The sequence below is a fragment of the Nonomuraea corallina genome (assembly GCF_027620315.1).
GTDB lineage: Bacteria > Actinomycetota > Actinomycetes > Streptosporangiales > Streptosporangiaceae > Nonomuraea > Nonomuraea corallina.
In genome coordinates this window covers 1-24,404 of the sequence record NZ_JAPNNL010000108.1, presented here as the reverse complement: position 1 = coordinate 24,404, position 24,404 = coordinate 1, and the positions used below count along the sequence as shown (strand labels likewise).

Annotated in this window: 27 protein-coding genes, 1 tRNA gene and 1 riboswitch; of the genes, 14 read left to right on the top strand and 14 right to left on the bottom strand. The window is 72.2% G+C overall.

The window, feature by feature from the left end; genetic code table 11:
- Nucleotides 1–649 (top strand): SbcC/MukB-like Walker B domain-containing protein (locus OUY22_RS24030; RefSeq protein ID WP_270157387.1); only part of this gene is annotated, 649 nt, incomplete at its 5' end.
- The gene (locus OUY22_RS24025; protein ID WP_270157386.1) at nucleotides 646–1,590 is read left to right on the top strand and encodes a hypothetical protein; all 945 of its coding nucleotides are present in this window, start codon (nucleotides 646–648) and stop codon (nucleotides 1,588–1,590) included. The genes OUY22_RS24030 and OUY22_RS24025, both read left to right, overlap by 4 nt.
- Before the next feature lie 59 nt (nucleotides 1,591–1,649).
- Here the strand turns inward: OUY22_RS24025 and OUY22_RS24020 are convergent, their stop codons facing one another.
- Nucleotides 1,650–2,465: an SAM-dependent methyltransferase gene (locus OUY22_RS24020; protein ID WP_270157385.1), complete on the bottom strand. Its 816-nt coding sequence runs from the start codon at nucleotides 2,463–2,465 to the stop codon at nucleotides 1,650–1,652.
- Nucleotides 2,466–2,633: 168 nt separating this feature from the next.
- On the opposite strand from OUY22_RS24020, the gene OUY22_RS24015 reads away from it, so the two are divergent.
- Both OUY22_RS24015 and OUY22_RS24010 read left to right on the top strand, forming a co-directional pair.
- Nucleotides 2,634–2,819 carry a hypothetical protein gene (locus tag OUY22_RS24015; protein ID WP_270157384.1) on the top strand — a complete coding sequence of 62 codons (186 nt, stop codon included), beginning with the start codon at nucleotides 2,634–2,636 and terminating at the stop codon, nucleotides 2,817–2,819.
- Nucleotides 2,816–4,027 (top strand): erythromycin esterase family protein, encoded by a 1,212-nt coding sequence (locus tag OUY22_RS24010; protein WP_270157383.1) that lies wholly within the window; start codon nucleotides 2,816–2,818, stop codon nucleotides 4,025–4,027. The genes OUY22_RS24015 and OUY22_RS24010 overlap by 4 nt, the downstream gene beginning before the upstream one ends.
- Before the next feature lie 11 nt (nucleotides 4,028–4,038).
- On the opposite strand, the gene OUY22_RS24005 is transcribed toward OUY22_RS24010, so the two are convergent.
- A complete protein-coding gene (locus OUY22_RS24005) occupies nucleotides 4,039–5,013 on the bottom strand; it encodes a rod shape-determining protein (RefSeq protein ID WP_270157382.1) in 975 nt (324 codons plus the stop codon).
- A 158-nt stretch (nucleotides 5,014–5,171) separates the two neighbouring features.
- Here OUY22_RS24005 and OUY22_RS24000 point away from each other — a divergent pair, with 158 nt between their 5' ends.
- The 3 genes from OUY22_RS24000 (at nucleotide 5,172) to OUY22_RS23990 (ending at nucleotide 7,633) form a co-directional block, all read left to right on the top strand.
- Nucleotides 5,172–5,372, top strand: coding sequence for a DUF5302 domain-containing protein (locus OUY22_RS24000; protein ID WP_270157381.1), 201 nt, complete (start codon nucleotides 5,172–5,174; stop codon nucleotides 5,370–5,372).
- A 156-nt stretch (nucleotides 5,373–5,528) separates the two neighbouring features.
- A riboswitch (cyclic di-AMP (ydaO/yuaA leader) is annotated at nucleotides 5,529–5,666 on the top strand.
- Nucleotides 5,667–5,849: 183 nt separating this feature from the next.
- Nucleotides 5,850–6,731, top strand: a complete 882-nt coding sequence (locus OUY22_RS23995; protein ID WP_270157380.1) for a hypothetical protein — start codon at nucleotides 5,850–5,852, stop codon at nucleotides 6,729–6,731.
- Nucleotides 6,732–6,769: 38 nt separating this feature from the next.
- Nucleotides 6,770–7,633, top strand: a complete 864-nt coding sequence (locus OUY22_RS23990) for an alpha/beta fold hydrolase (protein ID WP_270157379.1) — start codon at nucleotides 6,770–6,772, stop codon at nucleotides 7,631–7,633.
- 287 nt (nucleotides 7,634–7,920) lie between these two features.
- Here OUY22_RS23990 and OUY22_RS23985 read toward each other — a convergent pair whose 3' ends face one another.
- Entirely contained in the window at nucleotides 7,921–9,141 is a 1,221-nt protein-coding gene (locus OUY22_RS23985) for a DUF4032 domain-containing protein (protein WP_270157378.1), read from the bottom strand.
- A gap of 22 nt (nucleotides 9,142–9,163) precedes the next feature.
- On the opposite strand from OUY22_RS23985, the gene OUY22_RS23980 reads away from it, so the two are divergent.
- Nucleotides 9,164–10,741, top strand: a complete 1,578-nt coding sequence (locus OUY22_RS23980) for a DUF885 domain-containing protein (protein WP_270157377.1) — start codon at nucleotides 9,164–9,166, stop codon at nucleotides 10,739–10,741.
- Here OUY22_RS23980 and OUY22_RS23975 read toward each other — a convergent pair.
- On the bottom strand, nucleotides 10,713–11,345 hold the full coding sequence (locus OUY22_RS23975) for a class II aldolase/adducin family protein (RefSeq protein WP_270157376.1): 633 nt from the start codon (nucleotides 11,343–11,345) through the stop codon (nucleotides 10,713–10,715). The genes OUY22_RS23980 and OUY22_RS23975 overlap by 29 nt on opposite strands.
- Nucleotides 11,346–11,441: 96 nt before the next feature.
- On the opposite strand from OUY22_RS23975, the gene OUY22_RS23970 reads away from it, so the two are divergent.
- Nucleotides 11,442–12,458 carry a saccharopine dehydrogenase NADP-binding domain-containing protein gene (locus tag OUY22_RS23970; RefSeq protein WP_270157375.1) on the top strand — a complete coding sequence of 339 codons (1,017 nt, stop codon included), beginning with the start codon at nucleotides 11,442–11,444 and terminating at the stop codon, nucleotides 12,456–12,458.
- Here OUY22_RS23970 and OUY22_RS23965 read toward each other — a convergent pair.
- Nucleotides 12,455–13,039: a TetR/AcrR family transcriptional regulator gene (locus OUY22_RS23965; protein ID WP_270157374.1), complete on the bottom strand. Its 585-nt coding sequence runs from the start codon at nucleotides 13,037–13,039 to the stop codon at nucleotides 12,455–12,457. The two genes, OUY22_RS23970 and OUY22_RS23965, sit on opposite strands and share 4 nt — an antisense overlap.
- Before the next feature lie 69 nt (nucleotides 13,040–13,108).
- Here OUY22_RS23965 and OUY22_RS23960 point away from each other — a divergent pair, with 69 nt between their 5' ends.
- The 4 genes from OUY22_RS23960 (at nucleotide 13,109) to OUY22_RS23945 (ending at nucleotide 16,307) form a co-directional block, all read left to right on the top strand.
- Entirely contained in the window at nucleotides 13,109–14,026 is a 918-nt protein-coding gene (locus OUY22_RS23960; protein WP_270157373.1) for a carbohydrate kinase family protein, read from the top strand.
- Nucleotides 14,027–14,175: 149 nt separating this feature from the next.
- Complete coding sequence (locus tag OUY22_RS23955) at nucleotides 14,176–15,390, top strand: aminotransferase class III-fold pyridoxal phosphate-dependent enzyme (RefSeq protein ID WP_270157372.1); 1,215 nt, start codon at nucleotides 14,176–14,178, stop codon at nucleotides 15,388–15,390.
- A 32-nt stretch (nucleotides 15,391–15,422) separates the two neighbouring features.
- A complete protein-coding gene (locus OUY22_RS23950) occupies nucleotides 15,423–15,698 on the top strand; it encodes a 4a-hydroxytetrahydrobiopterin dehydratase (RefSeq protein ID WP_270157371.1) in 276 nt (91 codons plus the stop codon).
- A 27-nt stretch (nucleotides 15,699–15,725) separates the two neighbouring features.
- Nucleotides 15,726–16,307 (top strand): superoxide dismutase family protein, encoded by a 582-nt coding sequence (locus OUY22_RS23945; RefSeq protein WP_270157369.1) that lies wholly within the window; start codon nucleotides 15,726–15,728, stop codon nucleotides 16,305–16,307.
- 52 nt (nucleotides 16,308–16,359) lie between these two features.
- Here OUY22_RS23945 and lat read toward each other — a convergent pair whose 3' ends face one another.
- The 4 genes from lat to OUY22_RS23925 form a co-directional block, all read right to left on the bottom strand.
- On the bottom strand, nucleotides 16,360–17,640 hold the full coding sequence (gene lat / locus OUY22_RS23940; RefSeq protein ID WP_270157367.1) for an L-lysine 6-transaminase: 1,281 nt from the start codon (nucleotides 17,638–17,640) through the stop codon (nucleotides 16,360–16,362).
- A gap of 71 nt (nucleotides 17,641–17,711) precedes the next feature.
- A complete protein-coding gene (locus tag OUY22_RS23935; RefSeq protein WP_270157365.1) occupies nucleotides 17,712–18,248 on the bottom strand; it encodes an HdeD family acid-resistance protein in 537 nt (178 codons plus the stop codon).
- A gap of 60 nt (nucleotides 18,249–18,308) precedes the next feature.
- Nucleotides 18,309–18,953, bottom strand: a complete 645-nt coding sequence (gene trhA / locus OUY22_RS23930; protein WP_270157363.1) for a PAQR family membrane homeostasis protein TrhA — start codon at nucleotides 18,951–18,953, stop codon at nucleotides 18,309–18,311.
- 19 nt (nucleotides 18,954–18,972) lie between these two features.
- The gene (locus OUY22_RS23925) at nucleotides 18,973–20,511 is read right to left on the bottom strand and encodes a penicillin-binding transpeptidase domain-containing protein (protein WP_270157361.1); all 1,539 of its coding nucleotides are present in this window, start codon (nucleotides 20,509–20,511) and stop codon (nucleotides 18,973–18,975) included.
- A 50-nt stretch (nucleotides 20,512–20,561) separates the two neighbouring features.
- Here OUY22_RS23925 and OUY22_RS23920 point away from each other — a divergent pair, with 50 nt between their 5' ends.
- Entirely contained in the window at nucleotides 20,562–21,383 is an 822-nt protein-coding gene (locus OUY22_RS23920) for a spermidine synthase (RefSeq protein ID WP_270157388.1), read from the top strand.
- A 38-nt stretch (nucleotides 21,384–21,421) separates the two neighbouring features.
- Here OUY22_RS23920 and OUY22_RS23915 read toward each other — a convergent pair whose 3' ends face one another.
- The 5 genes from OUY22_RS23915 to OUY22_RS23895 form a co-directional block, all read right to left on the bottom strand.
- Nucleotides 21,422–21,619: a helix-turn-helix domain-containing protein gene (locus OUY22_RS23915; RefSeq protein WP_270157359.1), complete on the bottom strand. Its 198-nt coding sequence runs from the start codon at nucleotides 21,617–21,619 to the stop codon at nucleotides 21,422–21,424.
- Nucleotides 21,620–21,804: 185 nt separating this feature from the next.
- Nucleotides 21,805–21,880, bottom strand: a tRNA-His gene (locus OUY22_RS23910).
- Nucleotides 21,881–21,947: 67 nt separating this feature from the next.
- Nucleotides 21,948–22,541, bottom strand: coding sequence for an oligoribonuclease (gene orn, locus OUY22_RS23905; RefSeq protein WP_270157357.1), 594 nt, complete (start codon nucleotides 22,539–22,541; stop codon nucleotides 21,948–21,950).
- A 70-nt stretch (nucleotides 22,542–22,611) separates the two neighbouring features.
- Nucleotides 22,612–23,892: a DUF2510 domain-containing protein gene (locus OUY22_RS23900; protein WP_270157355.1), complete on the bottom strand. Its 1,281-nt coding sequence runs from the start codon at nucleotides 23,890–23,892 to the stop codon at nucleotides 22,612–22,614.
- A 37-nt stretch (nucleotides 23,893–23,929) separates the two neighbouring features.
- Nucleotides 23,930–24,404 (bottom strand): hypothetical protein (locus tag OUY22_RS23895; RefSeq protein ID WP_270157354.1); only part of this gene is annotated, 475 nt, incomplete at its 5' end.

Genomic DNA, 24,404 nt, shown 5'->3' with positions numbered 1-24,404 from the left:
GCACCAGGTCCCGCTGCCCGGCGAAGGCACCCCCGACCAGCTCGGCGCGGCCGTCGCCGGCGAGGTCGCCCGCGTCGAGTCCCGGCTCGAACGGGTCAAGGAGGCCCGCGAGCGCGCCGCCGAGCTGGCGGAGGAGGCCGCGGCGAAGGAGCACGCCGCGAAGGTCGCGCACGAGCTGGCGCTGCGGCTGCGCGCCAACGCCTTCGAACGCTGGCTGTGCGCCGAGGCGCTCGACGTGCTCGTCACCACCGCGTCCGGCCTGCTCAAGGAGCTGTCCGACGGCCAGTACGAGCTCGCGCTGAGCGACCGCACCGAGATCGAGGTGATCGACCACGCCGAGGCCGGGCTGCGGCGCAGCGCCCGCACGCTGTCCGGCGGCGAGACCTTCCAGGCGGCCCTCGCGCTGGCGCTGGCGCTGTCCGACGCGGTCGCCCGCGGCCTCGACTCGATCTTCCTCGACGAGGGGTTCGGCACGCTCGACCCGGCGACCCTCGACACCGTCGCCACCACGCTGGAACGGCTCGCCGCCGCTCAGGAGCGCATGGTGGGCGTCGTCACCCACGTCCCGGCGCTGGCCGAGCGGGTGCCGGTGCGGTTCGAGGTCAGCCGCGACGCCAAGGGCTCACACGTACGGAAGGCGGGGCTGTGACGGCGTTCTCCGTCGATCCCTGGGACCCGGGCTACGCGGCGGCGCTGGCGGCCGAGGCGTTCTCCGAGCTGGGCGCCACCAGCGCCGAGCTGATCCTGGACGTCGAGCGGCCGGCCGGCGACTGGAAGCCCGTCACCCCGGGCCCCGGCGCCCGCGCCCCGGAGACGCTGCTGGTCGCCGACGGGGTCCGCCGGATCGACGCCCGGGTGTGGGTGAACGACCCCGACGCGGCCATGCCGATGCCGGGGATCGCGGCCTCGTACGCGGCGGGGATCGTGCGGTGCGGCCCCGACGGCGCCGAACTGGCGGACGTCGAGGTGCACCGCGCGCTCATCAGCGCCTCCCCGTACACCCCGGAGGTGAAGACCGCGCACGCCGACTACCGTCCCGGCAGGGCGGCCGACTCGACCGTGGAGGAGCTGTCGCTGGCGCTGCAGCGGCAGGTCACCCAGCTGGAGGTGGAGCTGTCGGTGCGGCACCGGGGGATGGCCGACGACCTGCTGCTGGTCGACGGGCCGCTGCGCGGGCGCGGCCATCTGCCGCGCACGATCGGCTACATCAAGACCCACCACACCGCCTACCTGCCGCCCGCCCAGTCGGCGGTGGTGTCGTCGCTGGCGCCGGGGCAGCGCACGCCGGTGTTCCTCATGGGCACGAGCTGGCGGCGGCACGCCTGGTACGTGCGGCTGCCGGCGCACTCGCCCACGCCGTGGGCGGGCATCGTGCGCTGCGAGGCCAGCGCGGACCTGGACCCGGCGGAGGCGGCGGGGCTGGCCGACGCCGTGACGCTCGCCCTGCCGCCGCTGGCCGGCGTCGACTACAAGGACCCGCGCGCCCCGCAGAACCTGGTGCCGATCGGCGGCCTGGAGAAGCTGCTGCGCCACCACCTGGGCGACGCGCGGCTGCTCTACCGGGCGCTGCGCACCGCCTCACGCGGCTGACCCCGGCAGATCCGGCACCGCCGATCCGAGGACCGGGGGACGGTCCAGGGCGGGGCAGGTCAGGGGACGCGGGCGACGACGCCGAGCACGCCGCCTCTGGCCAGCCCGGGCCACGGGTACGGGTCGTCGTCGTTGCGCCACTTCTGGGCCGGCACCACACCCGGCGGGAGGATCTCCAGGCCGTCGAAGAGGGACAGCAGCTCCTCCCGGCCGCGCCAGGCGATGGCGCCGGAAGTGCTGCGCCGGTAGACGCCGCGGACCTCGTCGACCTTGTCCTCCTCGCCCTCGCCCGGCTCGATGTAGCCGTGGGAGACGACGAGGTGGCTGCCGGACACCAGGGGCCGCCGGAGCGTCTCCATGATCTTGGCCACCTGGTCGTCGTCGTGGAAGAAGTGGAACACCGCCGCCACGACCACGGCCACCGGCTGGGAGAAGTCCAGGTGGTCGGCGGCGGCGGCGAGGACGGCGTCGGGCTCGGCCAGGTCGCCCTGGACGATGATCGTCTCGTGGTTGTCGGCCAGCAGGGCGCGGGCGTGGGCCAGCACGATCGGGTCGTTGTCCACGTACACGATCCTGGACTCGAGCGCCACCCGCTGGGCGACCTGGTGGACGTTGTCCTGGGTGGGCAGACCGGTGCCGATGTCGAGGAACTGCCGGATGCCCGACTGGGCCAGGTGCCGCACGCTGCGGATGAGGAAACCACGGTTGGCCAGCGCGACTTCGCGGATGTCGGTGCCGGTCCGGCGGCCGAGCTCGATCACCTGCTCCGCGGCTTCCCGGTCGGCGGGGAAGTTGTCCTTGCCGCCCAGGTAGTAGTCGTACATGCGGGCCACACTGGGCACGTTGGGGTCGATCTGCCCCGGAAGCTGCGCCATGTCCTCGCCTTCGTCGTAGCCTCTGCCGTAAATGTAGTGCTTCTTCGTGACGAATGGATCTATATCCGCCGAAAGGGCGATCTAGTTGGGCGGTGTGGGCCAAGGGCTGATGTGGACCATACCTTGGTCGGATGCGGCGGGCCCGCCGGAGGTGCCAGCGTGGTCCCCATGGGGTTCATCGGCGTCATTCTCATGCTCCAGGGGTTCGGCGGGTTCGTGGCCCACCAGTTCTTCGACAGCGACTTCGGGCTGCTGCATCTCTGGCTCGACGGCACGGCGCTGACGGTGGTGAGCCTCGTGCTGGGCGGGCTCGGCCTGGTGCTCGCCCTGGCCTCCCTCAGGGACGGGCCGTGACGGAGGCGGCCGAGGTGACCGGCTGGCTCGCGTCCAGAGCCGTCCCGCTCGACGGGCTCGACCCGTGCGGGCCGGTCGCCGGCCTGGAGCCGCTGCGGGAGGTTCTCGACGGTGTCAGGGTGGTGGGGCTGGGGGAGGCGACCCACGGCACGCGGGAGTTCTTCCTGCTCAAGCACCGGCTGCTGCGGTTCCTCGTGGAGGAGCTGGGGTTCACCGCACTCGCGATGGAGGCCAGTGTGTCGGCGTCCGAGGCCCTGGACGCCTACGTCCTGGGCGGGAGGGGAGAGCCGGAGCGGCTCCTGGCCGACCTCGGGTTCTGGATCTGGCGGACGCGGGAGATGCTGGGCGTGGTGGAGTGGATGCGCGAGCACAACCGCACCGCCGAGCCGAAGGTGCGCTTCGTCGGGATCGACCCGCAGTTCCCCGCCGCGTCGCTGCGGTGGCTCCGCGATCATCTGGGTGAGCGGGCCGGAGAGTCGCTCGGGCCGCTGGCGGTGCTGGAGGAGACGCGCCTGGGGGTGGGTGAGCCGCTCGACCCGGCGATCGAGGCGGCCGCGCGCAGGCTGGCCGACGAGATGGAGGCCGGAGGGCCGCGGGAGGCGGCGGCGCATGCCAGGACCGTGTGGCAGTTCGCGACCCTGGTGACGCGGCCCATGCGCGACGCCGACGGGGCGCGCACGGCCGCGGCGGCCCGCGACCTGTTCCTGGCCGACAACGTCGACCGGCTGCTGGAGGACCCGGCGGCGAAGATCGCCACCTGGGCGCACAACGGTCACGTGGCCGCCGGCCACTACGCGGGCCACGGCGCTCCGGTCATGGGAGGTCATCTGCGCCGGCGTCACGGCGCCGGCTACTACGCGCTCGGCCTGCTGTTCGGACAGGGTGAGTTCCGGGCCAGGCGGCTCCGGTTCGGCAGGCCCGACGTGCGGAGGCCGCCGGTCCGCCACCGGGTGCCCGCCGCCGGCAGGCCCGACGTGGCCGAGTCCCTGCTGGCCGCCGCCTGCCCCCGTGATCACGTCGTCGACCTGCGCCTCGGGCCCAGGCCCGAGGCGGTGACCCGATGGCTGGGCGAGCAGCGGTACGTGCGCGGCTACGGCGCCACGGCCTGGCGCTGGTCGTACAAGCAGTCCTTCACCCCGGCCGTGCTCGGCGCCGCCTTCGACGGGCTCGCCTACATCGCGCGGGGCACCTGTTCGACCCCGCTGTAGGCGGGCCGGGGCTACAGCGGGGGCCGGGGGCCGATGGCGCTCAGGCGGTCGGCGTATCGGCCCAGGCCCAGCGCCATCGACTCGACGGGCCGGTCCGCGCGCCGGGCCGGCACGCCCATGGCCGTGCGCAGGCGCCTGGCGAGGCCGCGCAGCAGGGCGCCGCCGCCGGTCAGCACCACCCCGTGCGCGGCCACGTCGCCGGCCAGCTCGGCGGGACAGCGCTCCAGGGCCGACGCCGCGGCGCGGGCGATGGCCTCCGCCGGCGCCCTGGTGACCTCGTACAACTGCTGGACGGGCAGCCACGCGATCCGCTCGCGCCGGGACTCCGGGTCGAGGCCGCGGACGATCACGTGTCGGTCGATCGGCTTCCAGCGCGAACCGGCGCGGAGCTTGACCGCCTCCGCCTCCGCCTCGCCGACCAGCAGGCCGAGCTCGCAGGCGGCCAGCGCGGCGATCGCCCTGTTCACGGCGTCGCCGCCGGCGTGGACGGTCGTCGCGGCCACGACGGCGCCGCAGGTCAGGATCGCGATCCTGGTCAGCCGCGGGCCGATGTCGACGATCATCCGGCCCATCGGCTCCCGCACCGGCAGGCCCGCGCCGAGCGCCACCGCGACGGCGTGCTCGACGAGGTAGATCCGCCGGGCGTCCGCCCGGTAGGCCAGGTCGCGCGCCGCGGCCCGCAGGAGCGGCGAGGAACCGTCGGGCAGCGCCATCACCAGGCGCGGCCGGGCGAACGGGTGCCCGTGCACCTTCGTGAGGAAGTACTTGATCAGTCGGCCGGCGAGCTCGCCGCCCTCGCGCACCGGCCAGCGGGCGATCCCGCCGCCCGACTCGTACGCCGGAGCGCCGAAGAGGGTGCGGCCGGTGGCCGTCAGGGCGGCCGACGGCTCGTTGAGCACGATGCCCCGGCCTGGCGCGTAGATCTGGGTGGTGGCCGCGCCGAGATCGACGGCGAGGTCGCGGCCGAGGAAGCCGAGCGGGCTCACCGTCGCCGCTCCGGGGGGTCGGGCTGCATGTCAGGGGTGTTTCCTGGATCGGGTCAAGCCAATACCAAGCCGCCGGCGCGGGTTGCGTGATGATCCCGGTTTCGCGCGGTCAAGGCTCGCGTGGGAAGCTGGGACCGTACGCACACCAGGAGGTCCTCATGGCGGAAACACCGGAGCCGGAAGTCGACGAGACTCCCGAGGACGAGCTGAAGCGGAAGTTCCGTGAGGCTCTGGAGCGCAAGCGCGGCCAGCAGGCGGGCGCCGGCGGGGGTGGTAGGGGAGCCGACCATTCCAAGGTCCACGGGACTCATGGTCCGGCTGCGGGCAAGCGGTCCTTCAGGCGCAAGAGCGGCGGCTGAAACCGGGTGTTCCCAAGGGGGTACGGCATGCCGTGCCCCCTTTTTGTAGGTAGATCTTCGCCCGAATCATGGGCTTACCTTTGCATATGTCCGCTTTGCCCGCTAAATTGGTAAGCGTTACCAGGCGGTGACCATGACTCTTCACCAGGAAGAGGCCGCTGCCTGGCGCCGAATCCCGCGTCTCGCGGGAACCGGGGACCCATCTCCTTGGGGTGAATCCGGCCCTCGCGGCCGGTAGGGCATCTCCACGTCCGAACCCGTCAGCTAACCCGGTAGGCGAGATGGAGAGGACTTTTCCACGTGATGTATCACCGCGCACGTCCCCCCTATCTCGGGATGTCGCCGGCCGCCGGTTGAGCGGCACCATTTCCTGATCTTTCTCGTCGCGCTCCCGCGTAGCGTCCGCATGGCTTGATGCCCGGCTACGCCCTCTGTGCGCGCGCTTTGCCGTTGCCTCACAAAGGATTTCCGCTTTTCATGTCCGCTCGTTTCAGCATGCGTTCCCTCGCCGTGCTCGTCGCCGCCGCCGGCACACTGGCGTTCGGCTCCGGCACCGCCGCCCACGCCGACCTCGACATGAGCACCGAAAAGATTCTCCTCAAGGGTGATACCACCGCCTCCTACTTCTGGGACGACGGCTCCGGCCGCGCCGGTGACACCGGTCTGCCGGCCAGCGGCAAGCCCATGCAGAAGGGTATGGCCGCCAGCCCCAGCTGGCCCCTGCTGACCGAGGGCTACGTCCTCTACAACGGCAAGAAGGCGCCGTTCTTCGTCGGTGACCGCGGTCCGGGCACGCCGTCCAACAGGGGCATCATGCTCGACCTGGACGGCAAGACCTTCGCCGACCTGACCGGCGGGACGTTCAACCCGCGCACGCTGATGGTGGACGGCAACGGCGGCAAGGGCCACATCAAGGTCGAGTACGTCATCACCAAGTGGGGCGACGGCGTGGGCCTGAAGAACCACCCGGTGGCGTTCTCCACCGGCGCCTGGGGCCGCATGGACCGCAACCCCGCCAGCCCGCCGGTCCTGGCCGAGGACAAGGCCGGGGACCAGGCCGGGGAGAAGGCGGAAGGCGACAAGGCCCTGGCCGGCGCCAAGCCGGACGCCAGGTCGGACGCCGAGCAGGATGCCCCGAAGGCCCTCGCCGGAGCCGAGCCCGCCAAGAGCGAGGCCCCGAAGGCCGTGGCCGTGGAGCCCGTGGCGGACGCCAGGCCGACGGCAGGCGCCGCCGCCCAGGCCGCCGCGGCCAGTGAGCAGAGCAACGTGACCGGCGCCGTCGTGGTCGGCGGGGCCGTGCTGCTCGGCGGTGGCCTGGTGCTGGGCCGCGAGCGGCTGCGCAAGCTCCTGCGCCGCTGAGCTTGGCGTCACCTACATCAGAATGTCATTCTAGGGCCGTGACCTCGATCGCATCGGCCCATGGCATCGACATCGCGTACGAGAGCTTCGGCTCTCCCGGCGGGCGCCCGCTCCTGTTGATCATGGGGCTGGGCGCCCAGCTCGTGCACTGGGACGACCAGTTCTGCGAGCTGCTCGCCGACCAGGGACACCACGTCGTCAGGTTCGACAACCGCGACGCCGGCCTGTCCACCCACCTGCACGACGCGGGAGTGCCCGGCTCGGGCAGGCCCGCGCCCTACCTGCTGGACGACATGGCCGAGGACGCCGCCGCGGTGATGGACGCGCTGGGCTGGCCGGCCGCGCACGTGATGGGCGCCTCGATGGGCGGCATGATCGCCCAGGCGCTCGCCCTGCGCCACCCCGAGCGGGTCCTGACCCTCACCTCGATCATGTCCATGCCCGGCGGCTCGGTGGCCCCGCCGACCGAGGCGGCCCGCGCGGTCCTGTTCGCCAGGCCGGCGACCAGCCGGGAGGGCGTCGTCGCGCAGGCGGTGGCCACGGCGTCGGTGATCGGCTCCCCGGGGTACGAACCCGACCGCGAGCGCGTCGAGCGGCTGGCCGGGCTGGCGTTCGACCGTTGCCACGACCCGGCCGGGGTGGCCAGGCAGTACGCCGCGATCGTCTCCTCTCCCGACCGGACCGAGGCCCTGGCCCGGCTCGACGTCCCCACCCTGGTCATCCACGGCGCCGACGACCCGCTCATCCCGCTCGCGGGCGGTCAGGCCACCGCGGCGGCGATCCCCGGCGCGGAGCTCAAGGTCTTCCCCGGCATGGGACACGACCTGCCGCGGGCCCTCTGGGCGGAGATCGTCGAGGCCGTCACCAAGCTGACCGCGGGCCGTCCCGGCCAGGCCGGGTGATCTCTCCTCCGTACGGCTGACGGCACGCGACCCGCCGTGGAAGGGGCGCGCCTCGCGGGATGGCGGGAGGCCGGGGCCTCGCGAGACGCGCCCCGGCGGCGGCCCGCGCGCGCCGCGCCCGAACGCGGGCCGCCGGGTCCTCGGGGTGAAGGTGCGGCATGGGGACGCCGACAGCTTAGAAGTGCCAGAAGGTACGGAAATTAACCGTGACAACGGGAGTCATACTGAGATGAAGGTGTTTATGGCTGAGAAGAAGAAAACCCTCCCCGGAGGGGGAGTTCAGCCATTCAGGAAAGCTGATTCGCGTTCTCGTCGTCCGGCAGGAGCGCCTTCTCGTCGGGCTTGAAGACCAGCACCTTCCGCACGTACGAGGTCACCGCGGCGGCCAGCCCCACGTCGGCCCCGGCCGCCTCCGACAGGTACCACCGGTGGTCGAGGATCTCGTGGAACAGCTGCGGCGCCTCCAGCTTCCCGCGCAGCTCCGCGGGGATCGCCGCGATCGTCGGCTGGAACACCTCGGCCAGCCAGCGGTGCGCCACGATCGCCTCGTCCTCGTGCCGCAGCCCCTTGGCCACCCGGAACCCGTCGAGGTCGTTGAGCAGCCGGCGGGCCTGGTTCTCCTCGGCGTCCAGGCCGGTCAGGCGGAGCAGGCGGCGCTGGTGGTGACCGGAGTCCACCACCTTGGGCCGGACGATCAGCCGGCCGGTGCCGACCTTGCGCCGCACCATCATCTCGGCCACGTCGAAGCCGAGCAGGTTCAGCCGCCTGATCCGCTGCTCCACCCGGTGCCAGTCGACCTCCTCGATGATCTCGTCCTGGGTCAGCTCGGCCCACAGCCGGTGGTAGCGGTTGACGATGTCCTCGGCGGTGTCCATGGGGTCGATCGACGGGTGCAGCAGGCCGCCCGCCTCCAGGTCGAGCATCTCGCCGAAGATGTTGGTGTGCGCGGCGTCGATGTCGCCGAGCCGCTGCCCCTCGCTGATCATCGGATGCATCTCACCCGTCTCGGCGTCGACCAGATAGGCGGCGAAGGCCCCGGCGTCGCGCCGGAACAGGGTGTTCGACAGCGAGCAGTCGCCCCAGTAGAACCCGGTGAGGTGCAGCCGCACCAGCAGCACGACCAGCGCGTCCATCAGCCGGGTCAGGGTGTCGGGCCGCAGCGTCCCGGACATCACGGCCCGGTACGGCAGCGAGAACTGCAGGTGGCGGGTGACCAGCGCCGCGTCCAGCCCTTCCTCGCGGCCGGTGACGTAGGCGACCGGCTCCACGGCGGGCGCGTCCAGCCGGGCCAGGTCCCACAGGAGCTGATACTCCCGCTTGGCGTACCTCTCGCTGATCTCCTTGATCGCGTAGACCTTGCCGCCCAGCCGGGCGAACCGCACGACGTGCCGGGAGATGCCGCGGGGCAGGTCGACGAGATGGTGCTGCGGCCATTCGGCGAGCGGCACCTCCCAGGGGAGCCGGATCAGGTCGGGGTCGCCTAACGCGCCGGTGATCTGGAGGGGCATGGGGCCAGGATAAGGTGCGTCGGTGGACGAGTTTCTCAGGTGGTATTTCTCCCGGCGTCCGGTCGTGGCGAGCACCTTGGGCGCCGAAGGCTACGACCACACACTGGGCGACTTCTCCGCCGCCGGGTTCGCCGAACGCGAGCGGGAGGAGGCCCGGTGGCTCGCCCGGCTCGAAGCCGACCCCGCCGGCGACCCGATCGACCGCGGCCTCGTGCTCTCCCAGCTGCGCGGCGCGGTCGCGCTGGCCGAGTGGCCCGACTGGCGGCGCGACCCCGCCGTCTACCTGTCGGCGGTCTTCGCCGCCCTGTTCACGCCGTTCCAGCACCGGCTCAGGCCCGAGCCCGAGCTGGTGGCCGCCGCGATCTCCCGGCTGGCCGAGGTGCCCGGCGTGCTGGCCGCCTGCCGGGCCAGCCTCGACCCCGAACTGGCCGCGCCGCTGCTCGTGGAGCGCGGGCTCGGGCAGGCGCGCACCGGGCGCGGCTTCCTCACCGAGACCGTGCCCGGCATGGTCGCCGACCCGGACCTGCGGGCCCGGCTCGCCGAGGCCGCCGAGCCCGCCGCCGTCGCGTTCGACGAGCTGGTCGCGTTCCTGGCGGACTTCCGCTGCGGCGGCACCTGGCGGATGGGGGAGCGGCTCTACTCGCGCCTGCTGCGCGAGCGCGAGCTGCTCGGGTACGGGTCGGCCGAGCTGCACGAGAAGGGCAGGGCCGCCTGGGACGAGCTCAACGGGCGGATGCGCGAGGTCGCGGTACGGGCGAGCGGCTCGCCCGACTGGCGGGCCGCCATGGAGACGCTCATGGACGACCATCCCGAGACGCTGGAGCTGATGCGGGCCGAGTACGAGGCCGAGACCGCCCGGGCCCGCGCGTTCGTCCTGGAGCGGGACCTGGTGACGTTCCCCGAGGGCGAGGAGTGCCTGGTCCTGCCGTCGGCGGTCTACAGCCGCCCGGTCGTGTCGGTGGCCCACTACCTGGCGCCGCCGCCGCTCAGCAGCTCGCGCACCGGCGTGTTCTTCGTCCCGTACACGCCCGGCCACTTCACCCCCGAGCAGGTACGGCAGCGGCTGCGCACCAACAGTCGCGCCCAGATGCCGTCGATCGCGGTCCACGAGGCCTACCCCGGCCACCACTGGCACCTGGCGACGCTGGCCGGCAACCCGCACCCGGTCCGCAAGGTGTTCCGCACCCCGTACTTCACCGAGGGCTGGGGCCTGTACGTGGAGAAGCTGCTGCACGAACAGGGCTACTTCGACACGCCCGCCACCGAGCTGGCCCACCTGGACTTCCGGATCTTCCGGGCGGCCCGCATCGTCGTGGACACCGCGCTGCACTGCGGCGACATGACGGTGGAGGAGGCCGAGACGTTCATGGCCACCAGGGCGTCGCTGTCGCCCGGCACCGCGCGCGGCGAGGTCGGCCGCTACTGCGCCTGGCCCACCCAGGCGCCGTCGTACCTCACCGGGGCCATCGAGATCGAGCGCATCCGCGACGCGTACGGAGGCTCGCTGAAGTCCTTCCACGACCGGATCGCCGGGTCCGGCGGGCTGCCGCTCGGGCTCGCCGAGGCGGCGCTCAACGGCGGGGGAACTCCGGCGGGTTGAGCGCGCGCTCCACCACGGCGGCGAGCTGCTCGTCGGTGAGCACGACCGGCTCGCCGACGCCGAGCGCGCGCACGTAGACCTCGCACAGCCACTCCAGCAGGCGGGTGGCCTCGAACGCCTCCTCCAGCGTGGCGCCGATCGTCACCCCGCCGTGGTTGGCCATCAGCGCCGCCCGCCTGCCCGCCAGCGCCGCGCGCACGTTCGCGGCCAGCTCGTCGGTGCCGTACGTGGCGTACTCGGCGACCCTGACCGCCCCGCCCAGCAGCAGCGCGTTGTAGTGGACCGGCGGCAGCTCGGTCTTCGTGGTGGCCACGACCGTGCCGAACACCGAGTGGGTGTGCACCACCGCCCGCGCGTCGGTGGTGCGGTAGATCGCCAGGTGCATCGGCGTCTCGGACGACGGGGCCGCCTCGCCCTCCAGGAGGTGGCCGTCGAGGTCCACGACCGGGCAGAGCTCCGGGGTCAGCCGGTCGAGGGCGACCCCGGACGGCGTCATCGTCACCCGGTCGCCCTTGCGGACGCTGAGGTTGCCCGACGTCCCGATGACCAGGCCCAGCTCGACGGCGCGCCGGCCGTAGGCGCACAGCTGCTCGCGGAGGCTCATGGCGGCAATGTAGTCGGTCGTCCGAAATGCAGCAACGCCGTTGACTATCGCCGTGATCGAACGTAAGTTCGAACGTAGCCTATGGAAGGAACGTCCATGACCATCGCGATCTACGGCGCGAACGGGCACACCGGCCGCCTGGTCGCCGCCGAGCTGCTCGCCCGCGACCAGGACATCGTGCTCGCCGGGCGGAACTCCGAGGCCCTGCGCGCGCTGGCCGCCGAGCTGGACTCGCCCCGCGTGAGCGTCCACCCGGCGGAGCTCGACGACGCCGGGGCGCTGCGCGAGCTGGCCGCCGGCAGCGCCGCGCTGATCCACTGCGCCGGGCCCTTCACCCGCACCTGCGAGCCGCTCGCCCGGGCCGCCGTGGCGGGCGGCTGCCACTACATCGACCACGCCATCGAGCCCAAGCCGGTCAAGTGGCTGTTCGACACCATGCAGGGACCGGCCCAGCAGGCGGGCGTGGTGATGATCCCGCAGCTGAGCTTCTACGGCGGCCTGGCCGACCTGCTCGCCGCCGCCGCGGCCAGTGGGCTGCCCGCCGTGGACCGGGTGACGATCGGCTACTCCATCAGCGGCTGGCGGATGACGCCCGCCGCGGTGCGGACCGCCGAGCTGCTCATCGGCGAGATCGACCGCGTCACCTACACCGGCGGAGCGCTCCGCGTGGGCCCGGTCGACATCCGCAACACCGTCTATCCGTTCCCGCCGCCCGTCGGGCCGCGCTCCATGATCGCGCCCTTCCCGTCGGGGGAGATGGTCACCATCCCCCGCCATGTGCCCGCCCGTACGGTCGAGTCCCAGCTCACCGCGAGCACGTTCGAGGAGGAGCAGGTCTTCACCAGCCAGGAGGCCTCTCCGGAGGAACGGGCGCGCACCACGTTCATGGTGGCCGCGCAGGTCGTCGCCGAGGGCGGCGGCGGGCGCACCGCCCACCTGCGGGGCCGTGACATCTGGTGGGTGGGCGCGCTGGCCTCCGCCGACGCGGCGGTGCGCCTGGTCGGCGGCGACGGCCCCGGCAAGTCCGGCGTGCTGAGCACGGCGGAGGCGTTCGAGGCCGAGCCGTTCCTGCGCCGGCTGGCCGCACAGGGCGCCTTCGAGCTGTCGCTCTAGAGGCCGTCGAGGTGCTGCAGCAGGAGGCGCTCCAGGTCGACGCGGCGCAGGCGGTCGGGGTAGAGCAGCAGGTGCAGGCTCAGGCCGTCGACCAGGGCGAGCAGGTGCTCGGCGACGTCGTCGAGGTTCTGCTCGGTGGTCAGCTCGCCCGCCGTCCTGGCCTGGCCGAGCAGGTCGCGCACCGCCGCGCGCAGCTCGGCCGCCTCCGACCGCTGCACCTCGGCCAGCCGCTCGGAGGCCAGGCTGCGGCTCCAGAAGCTGACCTCCAGGCGCGTCTCCTGGGTCCGCTCGGCGTCCAGCGGCAGGTTGTCGAGGAGCAGCTCGCGCAGCGCGGCCAGCCCTGAGACGCCGTCGACCTTGCGGGACAGCCGGTCGCGGATGCGCTCGTGCGACTGGCGCAGCGCCGACAGCAGGATCTCGTCCTTGTCGGTGAAGTAGTGGGCCAGCACGCCGTTGGAGTAGCCCGCCTCCTTGGCGATGGCGCGGGTGGTGGCCGCGTCGATGCCGTCCCGGACGATGACCCGGCGGGCGGCGGACAGCACCTCGCGCCTGCGCTCGTCGTGGTCCACGATCTTCGGCACCGGCGTGCCCCCTTTCGCGTTCGCTCCAGCATATTGACTTTTTAGTCGGACGTCTGTCTATTTAAGCTCATGACCGTCGTCACCGTCGGCGTGCACATCGTCGACATCCTCGCCAGGCCCGTCTCCCACATCCCCGGCGGACAGGACACCGTGCTCGTCGAGGAGATCCGGCTCACCGCCGCGGGCTCCGCCGCCGGCACCGCCGTCGACCTCGTCAAGCTGGGCAACGAGGTCGTCACCATGGGCGCCGCGGGCGACGACGAGCTCGGCGACTTCCTGGTCGCGGTGCTGGCCAAGCACGGCGTGGACGTCTCCCGGCTGGCCCGCAGGGCGGGGGAGCGCACGGCGGCCTCGATCCTGCCGATCCGGCCGGACGGCGGGCGCCCCAGCTTCCACGTCCCCGGCGCCAATCTCGGCGTCACCCCCGCCGACCTGGACACCGGCCTGCTGCGCCGGGCGCGGGCGATCCACCTGGGCGGCATGGACGTCACCTTCGCCCTCGCCGACCCCGCAATCTTCGCGCTGCTCGACGAGGTGCGGGCCGCGGGCACGCTGGTCACGATGGACCTGCTGTCCGAGATGCCCGACCTGCTCGGCCTGGCGCGGGCGTTCCTGCCGCACGTCGACTACGTGCTGCCGAACGAGAGCCAGGCCCGGCTGATGGCGGGCGCCGACGACGTACGGGAGGCCGCCGAGGCGCTGCTGGCCGACGGGCCGCGCGGCGTGCTCGTCACCCTCGGCGAGCAGGGCAGCCTGGTGGTGACCGGCGCGGGCGCTGAACGGGTGCCCGCGATCAAGACCGAGGTGGCCGACACCACCGGCTGCGGCGACGCGTACTGCGCCGGGTTCGTCACCGGACTGCTGCACGGCCAGGACGTGCCGGCCGCCGCCCGCTGGGGGACCGCCGCCGCCTCGCTGGTCGCCACCGGGCTCGGCTCCGACGCCGGGCTCACCGACCTCGACGCCGTGCTGTCCCTCCTCAGCTGACACTCGTCCCTCCTCAGCTGACACTCGTCCCTCCTCAGCTGGCACTCGTCCCTCCTCGGCTGACGCTCGTCCCTCCTCGGACGGACCTGACCCCCCTCGGACGCCACCCACGTCCCCTCCCGCCGACCACCACACCCCAGGAGTCCCCGATGACAGACGCCGAACTCCGCGCGCGGGCCGCCAAGGTCGTCCCCGGCGGCATGTACGGGCACCTCAACGCGGCCATCTTCGCCCCCGGCTACCCCCAGTTCTTCGAGCGGGCCGAGGGCTGCCGGCAGTGGGACGCGGACGGGCGCGCGTACATCGACTTCATGTGCAGCTGGGGCCCGATCGTGCTGGGACACCGCCACCCCAGGGTGGAGGAGGCCGCCGCCCGCCAGGCCGCGCTCGGCGACTGCCTCAACGGCCCCGGCCCGATCATGGTGGAGCTGGCCGAGCTGCTTGTCGACACGATCCCCAGCGCCGACTGGGCGATGTTCTCCAAGAACGGCACCGACGCCACCACCCAGGCGCTCATGGTCGCCCGCGCCGCCACCGGCCGCGCCAAGGTGCTCCGCGCGCACGGCGCCTACCACGGGGCCGACCCGTGGTGCACCCCCTCCACCGCGGGAACCACCCCGAACGAGCGGGCCGACCTGGTCGAGTTCGACTACAACTCCCTGGAGTCGCTGGAGGCCGCGGCCGCGAGCGCCGACGGCGACGTGGCGGCGATCATCGTGACCCCGTTCAAGCACGACTCGTTCGAGGACCAGGAGCTCGTCGAGCCGGCCTTCGCCCGCGGCGCGCGGGCGCTGGCCGACCGGCTCGGCGCCGCGCTCGTGATCGACGACGTGCGCGCCGGGTTCCGGATCGACCTGCGCGGCTCGTGGGAGCGGTACGGGGTGCGGCCCGACCTGACCGCCTGGTCCAAGGCCATGGCCAACGGCTACCCGATCGCCGCCCTGACCGGCACCGACGCGCTGCGCGGCGCGGCCCAGACGCTCTACACGACCGGGTCGTTCTGGTTCTCCGCGGTGGCCATGGCGGCGGCCAAGGCGACCATCGAGACCCTGCGCGACACCGACGGCATCGCGGCCATGGAACGAGCCGGGACCCAGCTGAGAGAAGGGCTCCACGCCCAGGCCAAGGCGCACGGCTTCACGGTCGACCAGACCGGCCCGGTGACCATCCCGTGGCTCAGCTTCGACGGCGACGCCGACCTGTCGGTGGCGCTGCACTGGAGCGACGCCTGCCTCAGGCACGGCGTCTACCTGCATCCCTGGCACAACTGGTTCATGTCGGCGGCCCACACCGAGAAGGACGTGGCCCGCGCCCTGGAGGGCACCGACCGGGCCTTCGCCGAGACCCGGGCCCACTTCGGCTGAGCGCGCGACCGCCGATCCCTAGAGTGGGGGCCATGGACGTCGAGCAGAAACTACGCGAACTACCGGACTGGCGGCGCGAGGGCGACGAGATCCGGCGCACGATCACCGCGCCCGACTTCCCCACCGCCATCCGCGTCGTCGACGAGATCGCGGTCGAGGCCGAGGCGCTCAACCACCATCCCGACATCGACATCCGCTGGCGCACCCTCCACCTGGCGCTGACCACCCACGACCGGGGCGGCCTCACCGAGCTGGACTTCACGCTCGCGGCGCGGATCGACGCCATCGCGGCCAAACACGGTGCGTAGTCGTTGAGTTACTGATATGAGTGGGGCATGCCGACACGCATGCCCGTCCTGCTGCCCGTCCTGCCCGTCCTGCTCGGACTGCTCGCCGCCGGCTGCGGCGCGAGCCCGCCGCAGCTCGCCCACCCGGCCGACCAGCCGGGCGACCAGGCGGCCGATCAGGTGGCGACGACGCTCAACGGCGCCGGCGAGTTCACCACCGCCGGCGCCTCCGCGATCGTCTACGACCGCAAGCTCGTGCCCCGCGGCGCCCAGGCGAGCCTCACCGCCGAGTCGTCGGGCGGCCAGACGATCACGTCGCTCGTGGTCGAGGGCTTCCTGCCCCGCCGTGCCTACGGCGCCCACCTGCACACCGCGCCGTGCGGCAAGGCGGGCGCGGACGCGGGGCCGCACTACCAGCACCGGCCCGGCCAGGCCAGCGCCGACAACGAGATCTGGCTCGACTTCAAGACCGACAGCGAGGGCTCCGGCCGGGCCACCGCCCGCCACCCGTGGGGCTTCGACCCGGCCTCGCCGCCCCGTTCCCTGGTCGTGCACGCGAAGACGACGAAGACGAGCGGCTCCGAGGCGGGCGACGCCGGCGAACGCGTCGCCTGCCTGACGATCAGCTAGCCTTCCCGCCCTCCGGCGGACGCGCCCAAGGGGCGCTCTCCAGGAGGGCCGCTCAGGGGGCGCTCTCCAGGAGGGCGGAGAGCGCCGAGAGGCCGTGGTCGACGTCCGCCTCCGTGATGTTCAGCGCGGGGCGCAGGCGGACCGACCGGGGCCCGCACGGCAGGACCAGGACGCCCGCCTCCTCCCGCAGCCGGGCGATCAGGGCGTCCCGGTCGGCCGGGGTCGGCAGGTCGAAGGCGCACATCAGCCCGCGGCCCCGGACGCTCGACACGGTCTGCGGATGCTCGGCCTCCAGCTTGCCGAGCCGCTCCAGGACGGTGGCGCCGAGCGCGGCCGCCCGCGGGATGAGCCCGTCCCGCTCGACGATCTCCAGGATGCCGCGGCTGCGGACCATGTCGACCAGCCCGCCGCCCCAGGTGGAGTTGATCCGCCCGCTGCGCTCGAAGACGTTGCCCGGCACCTCGTCCACGCGCCGCCCCGCCATGATGCCGCCGACCTGCACCTTCTTGGCGAAGGCGACGATGTCCGGCTGCAGGCCGAGCTGCTGGTAGGCCCATGGGGTGCCGGTGGCGCCGCCGCCCGTCTGGACCTCGTCCAGCACGAACAGCGCGTCGTGCTCGTGACACAGCCGCTGCATGGCCTGGAGGAACTCCGGTCGCATGTGGTTGTCGCCGCCCTCGCCCTGGATGGGTTCGGCGATGAAGCAGGCGATGTCGTGCGGGTGCCGTTCGAAGGCGGCGCGCGCCTGGGCCAGCGCGCGCTCCTCGGCCGCCTCGACGTCGCCGGCGTGGATCGCGGGCACGTCGATCCGCGGCCAGTCGAAGGTGGGGAAGCGCTCGGTCTTGACCGGGTCGGTGTTGGTCAGGCTCAGCGTGTAGCCGCTGCGGCCGTGGAAGGCCTTGGTGAGGTGGAGGACCTTGGCGCCGAGCCCGGGCGAGCGGCCCGCGGCCTCGTTGCGGCGGCTCTTCCAGTCGAACGCGGTCTTGAGCGCGTTCTCCACGGCCAGCGCGCCGCCCTCGACGAAGAACAGGTGGGGAAGGTCGGGGTCGCCCAGCACCCGGGTGAAGGTGTCGACGAAGTCGGCCAGGTGCGCGGTGTACATGTCGGGGTTGGCCGGCTTGTTCCTGGCCACCTGGCCGAGCAGCCGGGCGAAGTCGGGGTCGAAGGGCGGGTTCACGCCCAGCGGCGCGGAGGCGAAGAACGTGTAGAAGTCCAGGTAGCGGCGGCCGTCGCGGGCGTCGACGAGCCAGGAGCCCTGGCTCAGTTCGAGGTCGAGCACGAGGCGGTAGCCGTCGACGAGCAGGTGGCGGGCAAGGCGGGCGTGAACGTCCATGTCTCCTCCGCATCAGGCCAGACAGCCATATAATCCCCACCGTAGCGTCGATATATACGTAAAATTTACGGTTATACGGTCTGTGGACCGAGTTTCTTCAGGCGGAAGGCCAAAGTGATCAGCGTGATCCCGTACAGGATCGCGAAGAGCCCGATCAGCCAGACGAGGCTGAGCATCCCCGCGGCCGGCCAGATCAGCAGCAGCACGCCGAAGACGACCGACAGCACGCCGCCCAGGATGAGCGTCCACTCCCTGTCGATGATCTTGCGGAGCTGGATGCCGTCCACGATCTCCGCGAGACCGCTGAAGATGGCCCAGATGGCGATGACGTAGAGCAGCGCCAGCGAGGTGATCCCCGGCCAGGCGAACGCCACGAAACCCGCCAGGATGCTGAGGACGCCGACCACGATGGCCCAGATCCGTGACCGCACCTCGTGGCGCAACGCGGTGAAGATCGCGAAAACGCCGTTCACGATGGCGTACGCGCCGAAGAACGTGACCAGCACCAGGAGGGTGATGCCCGGCCAGATCACCGCGAGGACGCCGAAGATGATCGCCGCGATGCCCCGGATGAGCGGCAGCCACCAGGTGCGTGCGAGGTGTTCCATTCCTCCCTGATGTCCGCAAGAGTCGCTGGGGCATCCCCTGACCTGGTCAAAAATGGGCGATCATTGGGAGTAGACCACGATCGACACCGCGATGTACTGCACCAGGTAGGCGGCCAGGGTGCAGGCGTGGAACACCTCGTGATAGCCGAACCAGCGGGGCGAAGGATCGGGCCGGCGCAGCCCGTACACCACGGCCCCGGCGCTGTAGAGGACGCCGCCGACGGCGACCAGCACCACGGCGGCCACCCCGGCGCCCTCTACCAGTTGGGGCAGCACGAAGACCGCGGTCCAGCCGAGCGCGATGTAGAGGATCGTGTAGAGCCAGCGCGGCGCGCCCATCCACAGCAGCCTGAACAGCACGCCCGCCAGCGCACCGCCCCAGGTGACGCCGAGCACGGCGGCCTGTGCGGCGCCGTCGAGCGCGAGCAGGGCGAAGGGCGTGTAGGTGCCGGCGATGATCAGGTAGATGTTGGCATGGTCGAGCCGGCGCAGCCACTCGGCCGGCCTGGGGCCGAGGGTGCCGCGATGGTAGGTGGCCGAGATGCCGAAGAGCAGCCCCGAGGTGATCGCGTAGATGGCCGAGGCGATGCGGGCCTGGAGGGTCGGGCCGAGCGCCACGAGCAGGATCCCGGCGACCAGCGCCACGGGCAGGGCTCCCGCGTGCAACCACCCCCGCAGAACGGGCTTGACGGAGATCGTGGACATGAACCTACGGTACCGTAGGTTAGAGCCCGTTCAGGAACCGGGAGGCGATCGGCAGCGCCGCCGACACGCTGGATCCCCCGTGCCGGACGAAGACGCAGAAGGCCAGATCGCCCCGATAACCGATGAACCACGCGTGCGGCTCGCCGTCCGCGGTCTCGGCGGTCCCGGTCTTGCCGTGCAGGTCCGCGGGCAGACCGGCGCCCGCGGCCGTGCCGTGGTCGACCACCGCGCGCATCATCGTGCGCAGCGCGGCCACCACCTCAGGGTCGAGCTCCACGGGCTCCGGCGCCGGACCGTCGAGGAGCCGGGCGGCCCGCTCGGAGACCAGCCTGGGCGGCCGCCAGGTGCCGTTCTGCACGGCGGCGGCGGCCGCGGCCATGCACAGCGGGCTGGCCGCGACCGTGCCCTGCCCGATCGCGTCGATGGCGCGCTGGTCGGGGTCGTCGCTGTCCTGGATCTTGCCGCAGAAGCCGTCGGCGCCGGTGGGCAGGGAGCGCCCGAACCCCCACCGCGCGGCCGTCTCGCTCAGGTCCGTCGGGTCCAGCCGGCTCAGCGCCTGCTCGATGAACGTGGTGTTGCACGAGTGCGCGAACGCGTCGGTGAAGGAGACGACGCCGCGCTCCACCTCGCCGTCGTTCCTGAAGCCGCTGTGGCCGGGGACGGTGTACGTGCCGGGACACGGCACCTGGTCGTCGGCCCTGAGTCCGGACCCCAGCAGGGCGGCCGCCGTGATGACCTTGAAGGCCGAACCCGGCGGGAAGGTGTCCTTGAAGGCGCTGTAGCTGTCCCGCAGCCGGTCGGCCACCGCGAGGATCTCGCCGCTGCGCGGATCGATCGCCACGATGGCCGCGTCCGCCCGCGCGTCGAGCGCCCGCGCGGCCGCCGCCTGCACCGCGCGGGACAGGGTGGTGCGCTGTCCCTTCTCCTCCGGTACGTCACGCAGCAGCTCCTGGTCCGGCCGGCCCGGCGCCTTGGCCACCAGCACCCGGCCCACCGGCTCGGCCACCTCCCGATCGTCCCGCAGCGGCAGCAGGTGGGCGTCGGCGTAGCTTCTGTGCGGGATCTTGTCGCCCTCCCGGGTCAGCGGCTCCGACGGGGACGCGAACAGCTCCACCAACTGGATCGTGCCGCCGTCCTTGAGCAGCGGGTGCAGGGTCTCGGGCTGCCAGAGCACCTTCCACTCCCGCTCGCGCACCGCCAGCCGGAGCGTCCCGGCGAACGGCCACTCGCCCAGCTCCTCCAGCTCCCTGACCCCGCTGAACGGCACCTCGGCCGTCTCCTCGCCGGTGACCCGCACCCGCCCCGGCTCCAGCCGCAGCCGCTCCACGCCGAGCTCCCCGGTCATCGCGTCGTGCCAGGCGCGGAAGTCCGCCGGCGGCCGGTCGACCAGGCGTGACATGGCGACCACGTCACTGTCCTCCCACGCCTGGAAGTACGCGGCCGAGGTCTCGGCGGGGCTGCCCTCGACGCCGCGGGCGGCGGCCCAGCCCGCGAAGGCGACCGCCGCTGAAACGGCCAGAACCGCGCCGACGACCACAATCAGCCTGCGCTGTCGCATACGGTTTCTCCCAGGAGGAGATGAACGTGGCACGTGGACAGAGGGAACCGATGCCCGGCCTGTATCCCGTGAGCTTCGGCGAGGTGGAGCTGCTCCGGGACCTGGACAGGGAGGACGGCTGGGTGCTGTCCAAGGATGGCGTACCTCAGTCCTACGTGGACCTGCAAGACCCGACTTTTCTCGAATTCGAATACGTCCGGCTCATGGCCGACGTCATCGACCTGCTCGACGAGGGCCCGCTGAGCTGCGTGCACGTGGGCGGCGGAGCCTGCACCATCCCCCGCTACGTCGCCGCCACCCGCCCGGGCTCCCGGCACATCGTGATCGAACCCGACGGCCTCCTGGTGAACCTGGTCCGCGAGCAGCTCGACCTGCGCTCCGTGCCCAAGCTCAAGATGATCATCGCGGGCGGCCGGGAGGGCACCGCCAAGGTCTGGGACGCCTCGGCGGACCTCGTGGTGCTGGACGCCTTCGCCGGCGCCACCATGCCCGTCGAACTGGCCACGGTCGAGTATCTCGGCGACCTCGCCCGCGTCCTGCGCCCCACCGGCACGCTGCTGGTGAACCTCGCCGACGGCAAGGGCCTGGCCTTCGCCAGACGCCTGCTCGCCACCGTCACCGGCGCCTTCCGCCACGTCGCGCTGCTGGCCGAGCCGGGCGTGATGCGCGGCCGCCGGTTCGGCAACCTGATCGTCGCCGCCTCACGGGCCGAACTGCCGCTCGGCCCGCTCGCCCGCCGCGCCGCCGGCGGCCTCACCCAGGCGAGGTGCCTGTACGGGGAAGCGCTGACGAACTTCGTCGCCGGCGCCGCCCCGATCAGGGACGGCGACGCGGTGCTCGCCCCGGTGCCCCCGCCCGCGGTGTTCGAGTAGGGCGTGTCTCAAAAGATCCAGGGGCAGGGGCGCGGGGTTCACTCGGTACGGCGGGAACGCCAGAGGCCGATGGCGCGGACGCGGGAGTCCACGCCGAGCTTGGCGTAGATGCGGTTGACGTGGTTCTTGACCGTCTTCTCGCTGAGGAACAGCCGCTGGGCGATCTGGCTGTTGGACTGCCCTGTCGCGATCAGGTCCATGACCTCGGCCTCGCGCTTGCTCAGGGACGTGAACACGCTATCGAACGCTGCGTCGTCGACTCTCATCCGGCCTCCGGGGCGGCAGACGGTCAGATCGCCGAGTCCCCCCGACCAACCGGCGTTAGCGGTAGACAGCGAGCATAACTCGCATTGACATGTTTTTGGGGAGTTGTCGGAAGAAAACGCCAACGGCCGGTCCCGAAGGACCGGCCGTTGGCACCTGGGGTGAGTGAAGGGACTTGAACCCTCGACATCCAGGACCACAACCTGGCGCTCTGCCAACTGAGCTACACCCACCATCGCGCCGCCTGCGCGGGCGGCACAGGAAAAGTGTAGCGGTGTTCGGGAGTCTTCACGCCACCCGTTAACCGCTGACACGCTCCGCGAGCGTCCGGGCCGTCGCCGAGTCAGGCCCCGGCTGGCCGACGAACACGGCTGCACGATAGTAACGCAGCTCGCGGATGCTCTCCAGGATGTCGGCCAGAGCCCTGTGGCCGCCCTGCTTCTCGGGCGCGGCGAAGTAGACCCGGGGGTACCACCGCCGCGCCAGCTCCTTGATCGACGACACGTCGACCATCCGGTAGTGGAGATAGCCGTCGACCGCCGGCATGTCCCTCGCCAGGAACGTCCGGTCGGTGCCGATCGAGTTGCCGCACAGCGGGGCCTTCTTCGGCTCGGGGACGTGGCGGCGGATGTAGTCGAGCACCAGCGACTCGGCCTCGGCCAGCGTGACCCCGGTCGCCAGCTCCGGCAGCAGCCCCGACGCGGTGTGCATCTCGCGGACGACCTCGGACATCTGCTCCAGCGCCTCCGGCGGCGGCTTGATGATCACATCGACGCCGTCGTCGAGCTGGTTGAGCTCGCTGTCCGTGATGATGCACGCCACCTCGACCAGCGCGTCGCGCCCGAGGTCGAGACCCGTCATCTCGCAGTCGATCCAGACCAGCGAATCACTCATACGTTCTCCTCGCCGCAGCGGCTCGGAGTGACCCGCCCGCTTGCCCATGGGCCCAGCCTAGTGGCACCCGTCACGCGGGCCTGAGCGAGCTCACCACCTTGTCCACCACGCCGGTTCCGAGGTTGTCGGGCACCGAGACGAAGATGAGCGCGGGCCGCTCGCCCTCGCCGCGGTCCATGAGCACCACGGCGCCGTTCTCCTTCTTCCACTCGTAACCCTTCTCCTCCGAGACCTCGGTGAAGTCGAGCTCGAACTGCACCAGCCACGCGTCCCGGTCGCCGATCTTCATCGCCTGGTCCTTGACGATCTTTTTGGTGTGCTGGAGCGAGTAGAACCTGTTGCTGAAGTCCGCGTAGACCGCCTTGGCCGACAGGCCGATCCCCACGGCCCCCGGATAGGGGTAACGCTCGCTGAGCGGCCCGGTGTAGACGTTGCCGACCCAGTCGTTCTGGCCGTCGAACTTCTCCTGGGAGGTCCGCTGCACGCCGCTGCTCCACAGCTGGGCCCCCGGCTGGGTGCTGTTGATCGAGGAGGAGGCGGGCACCTCCCAGCCGTCCGGGATCTCGTACGAGACCTTGACCTGAGGGTCGGTGACGCGGCCTTCGACCGGTTGCGGCAGCTCGCCGGCGACCGGCGGGTCGGTCGAGGGCGCCGGGTCCGGCTCCTCGGTCTCCGTGGGGTTCTCGGTCGGGTCCTCGCTCGGGGCCTGGGACGTGGACGTCGGCGCGGCGACCGGTTCGGCGGCTCTGTTGACGAAGACGACGCCGGCGGTCACGAGGATCGCCAGCACGAGCACCACCACCGCGCCGCCGATGATCCACGGCGTCGGATTGCTCCGCTTGGGCGGCGGGCCGTAACCGGGACCGCCCCACGGCGGCTGCTGCCCGTAAGGGCCCGGCTGCTGGCCGGGCTGCCCGTACGCCTGGGGGCCGGATTGGCCGTACGACTGCTGAGAGCCGGACTGGCCGAACGCCTGCTGGCCGGGCTGCCCGTACGCCTGCTGCGGGCCGGATTGCCCGTACGCCTGGGGGCCGGACTGGCCGTAGGGCTGGGGGCCGGATTGGCCGTAGGGCGGTTGCTGCGGGCCGGACGTGGGCGGGCGGTCCTGGATCGGGGGCTGCCCGTAGGCGAGGGTGGGATTCGCCCCCGCCGAGGGCCAATCGGGCTGCTGGTCACGGTGCTGAGGGCCGGAGGCGGGCTGAGGGCCGGCAGGCTGCTGTGCCGGCCCCTGGTTCGCCGGGCTCTGCTCCAACGGGTGGGTGGCGTCGGTCCACTCGCCGCCGTCCCACCACCGCAGCTGAGGGGAGCCGTACGGGTCGGGGTACCAGCCCGCGGGGGTCTGCGAGGTCATGCACGTCAGCGTAGTGAACAACCGCTTTGGTGTGCATTCAGCACTTGTAGGTGAAGGTCGTCTTCGCGGTACGGGCCGGTCCCGGCGAGGTCACCCGCAACGTGGCCGTGGCCTTGGCGGTGCGCTCGCCCTGAAGCCGCCACGTCAGGTCCACGTCGTAGGAGGTGGTGCCGGCGGTGGCGCGCAGGGCGCCCTTCTCCACGTCCTTGTCGAGGTTCATCCGCCACTCGTAGCGGATCTCGCCGACCCCGCCGTTGGTGTCGATCGTGCCGGTGATGAACGCGTCGCTGTCGCAGCCCAGTGTCTTCTCCGACGCGCTGACGGCGACCTTCCGCACCGCCACGGGCGGGTCGTCACCGCCGCTCAGCCGCATCCAGGCCACGATCGCCCCGGCCATGACGGCCGCGAACACCAGCGCCGACACGATCGTCCGGCGACGCCGCGCGCCGGCCGCCCGGCGTCCCCCGTTCCCGGAGGGGAGAGCGCCCTCGCGCCAGATCCGCTCGGCGGCG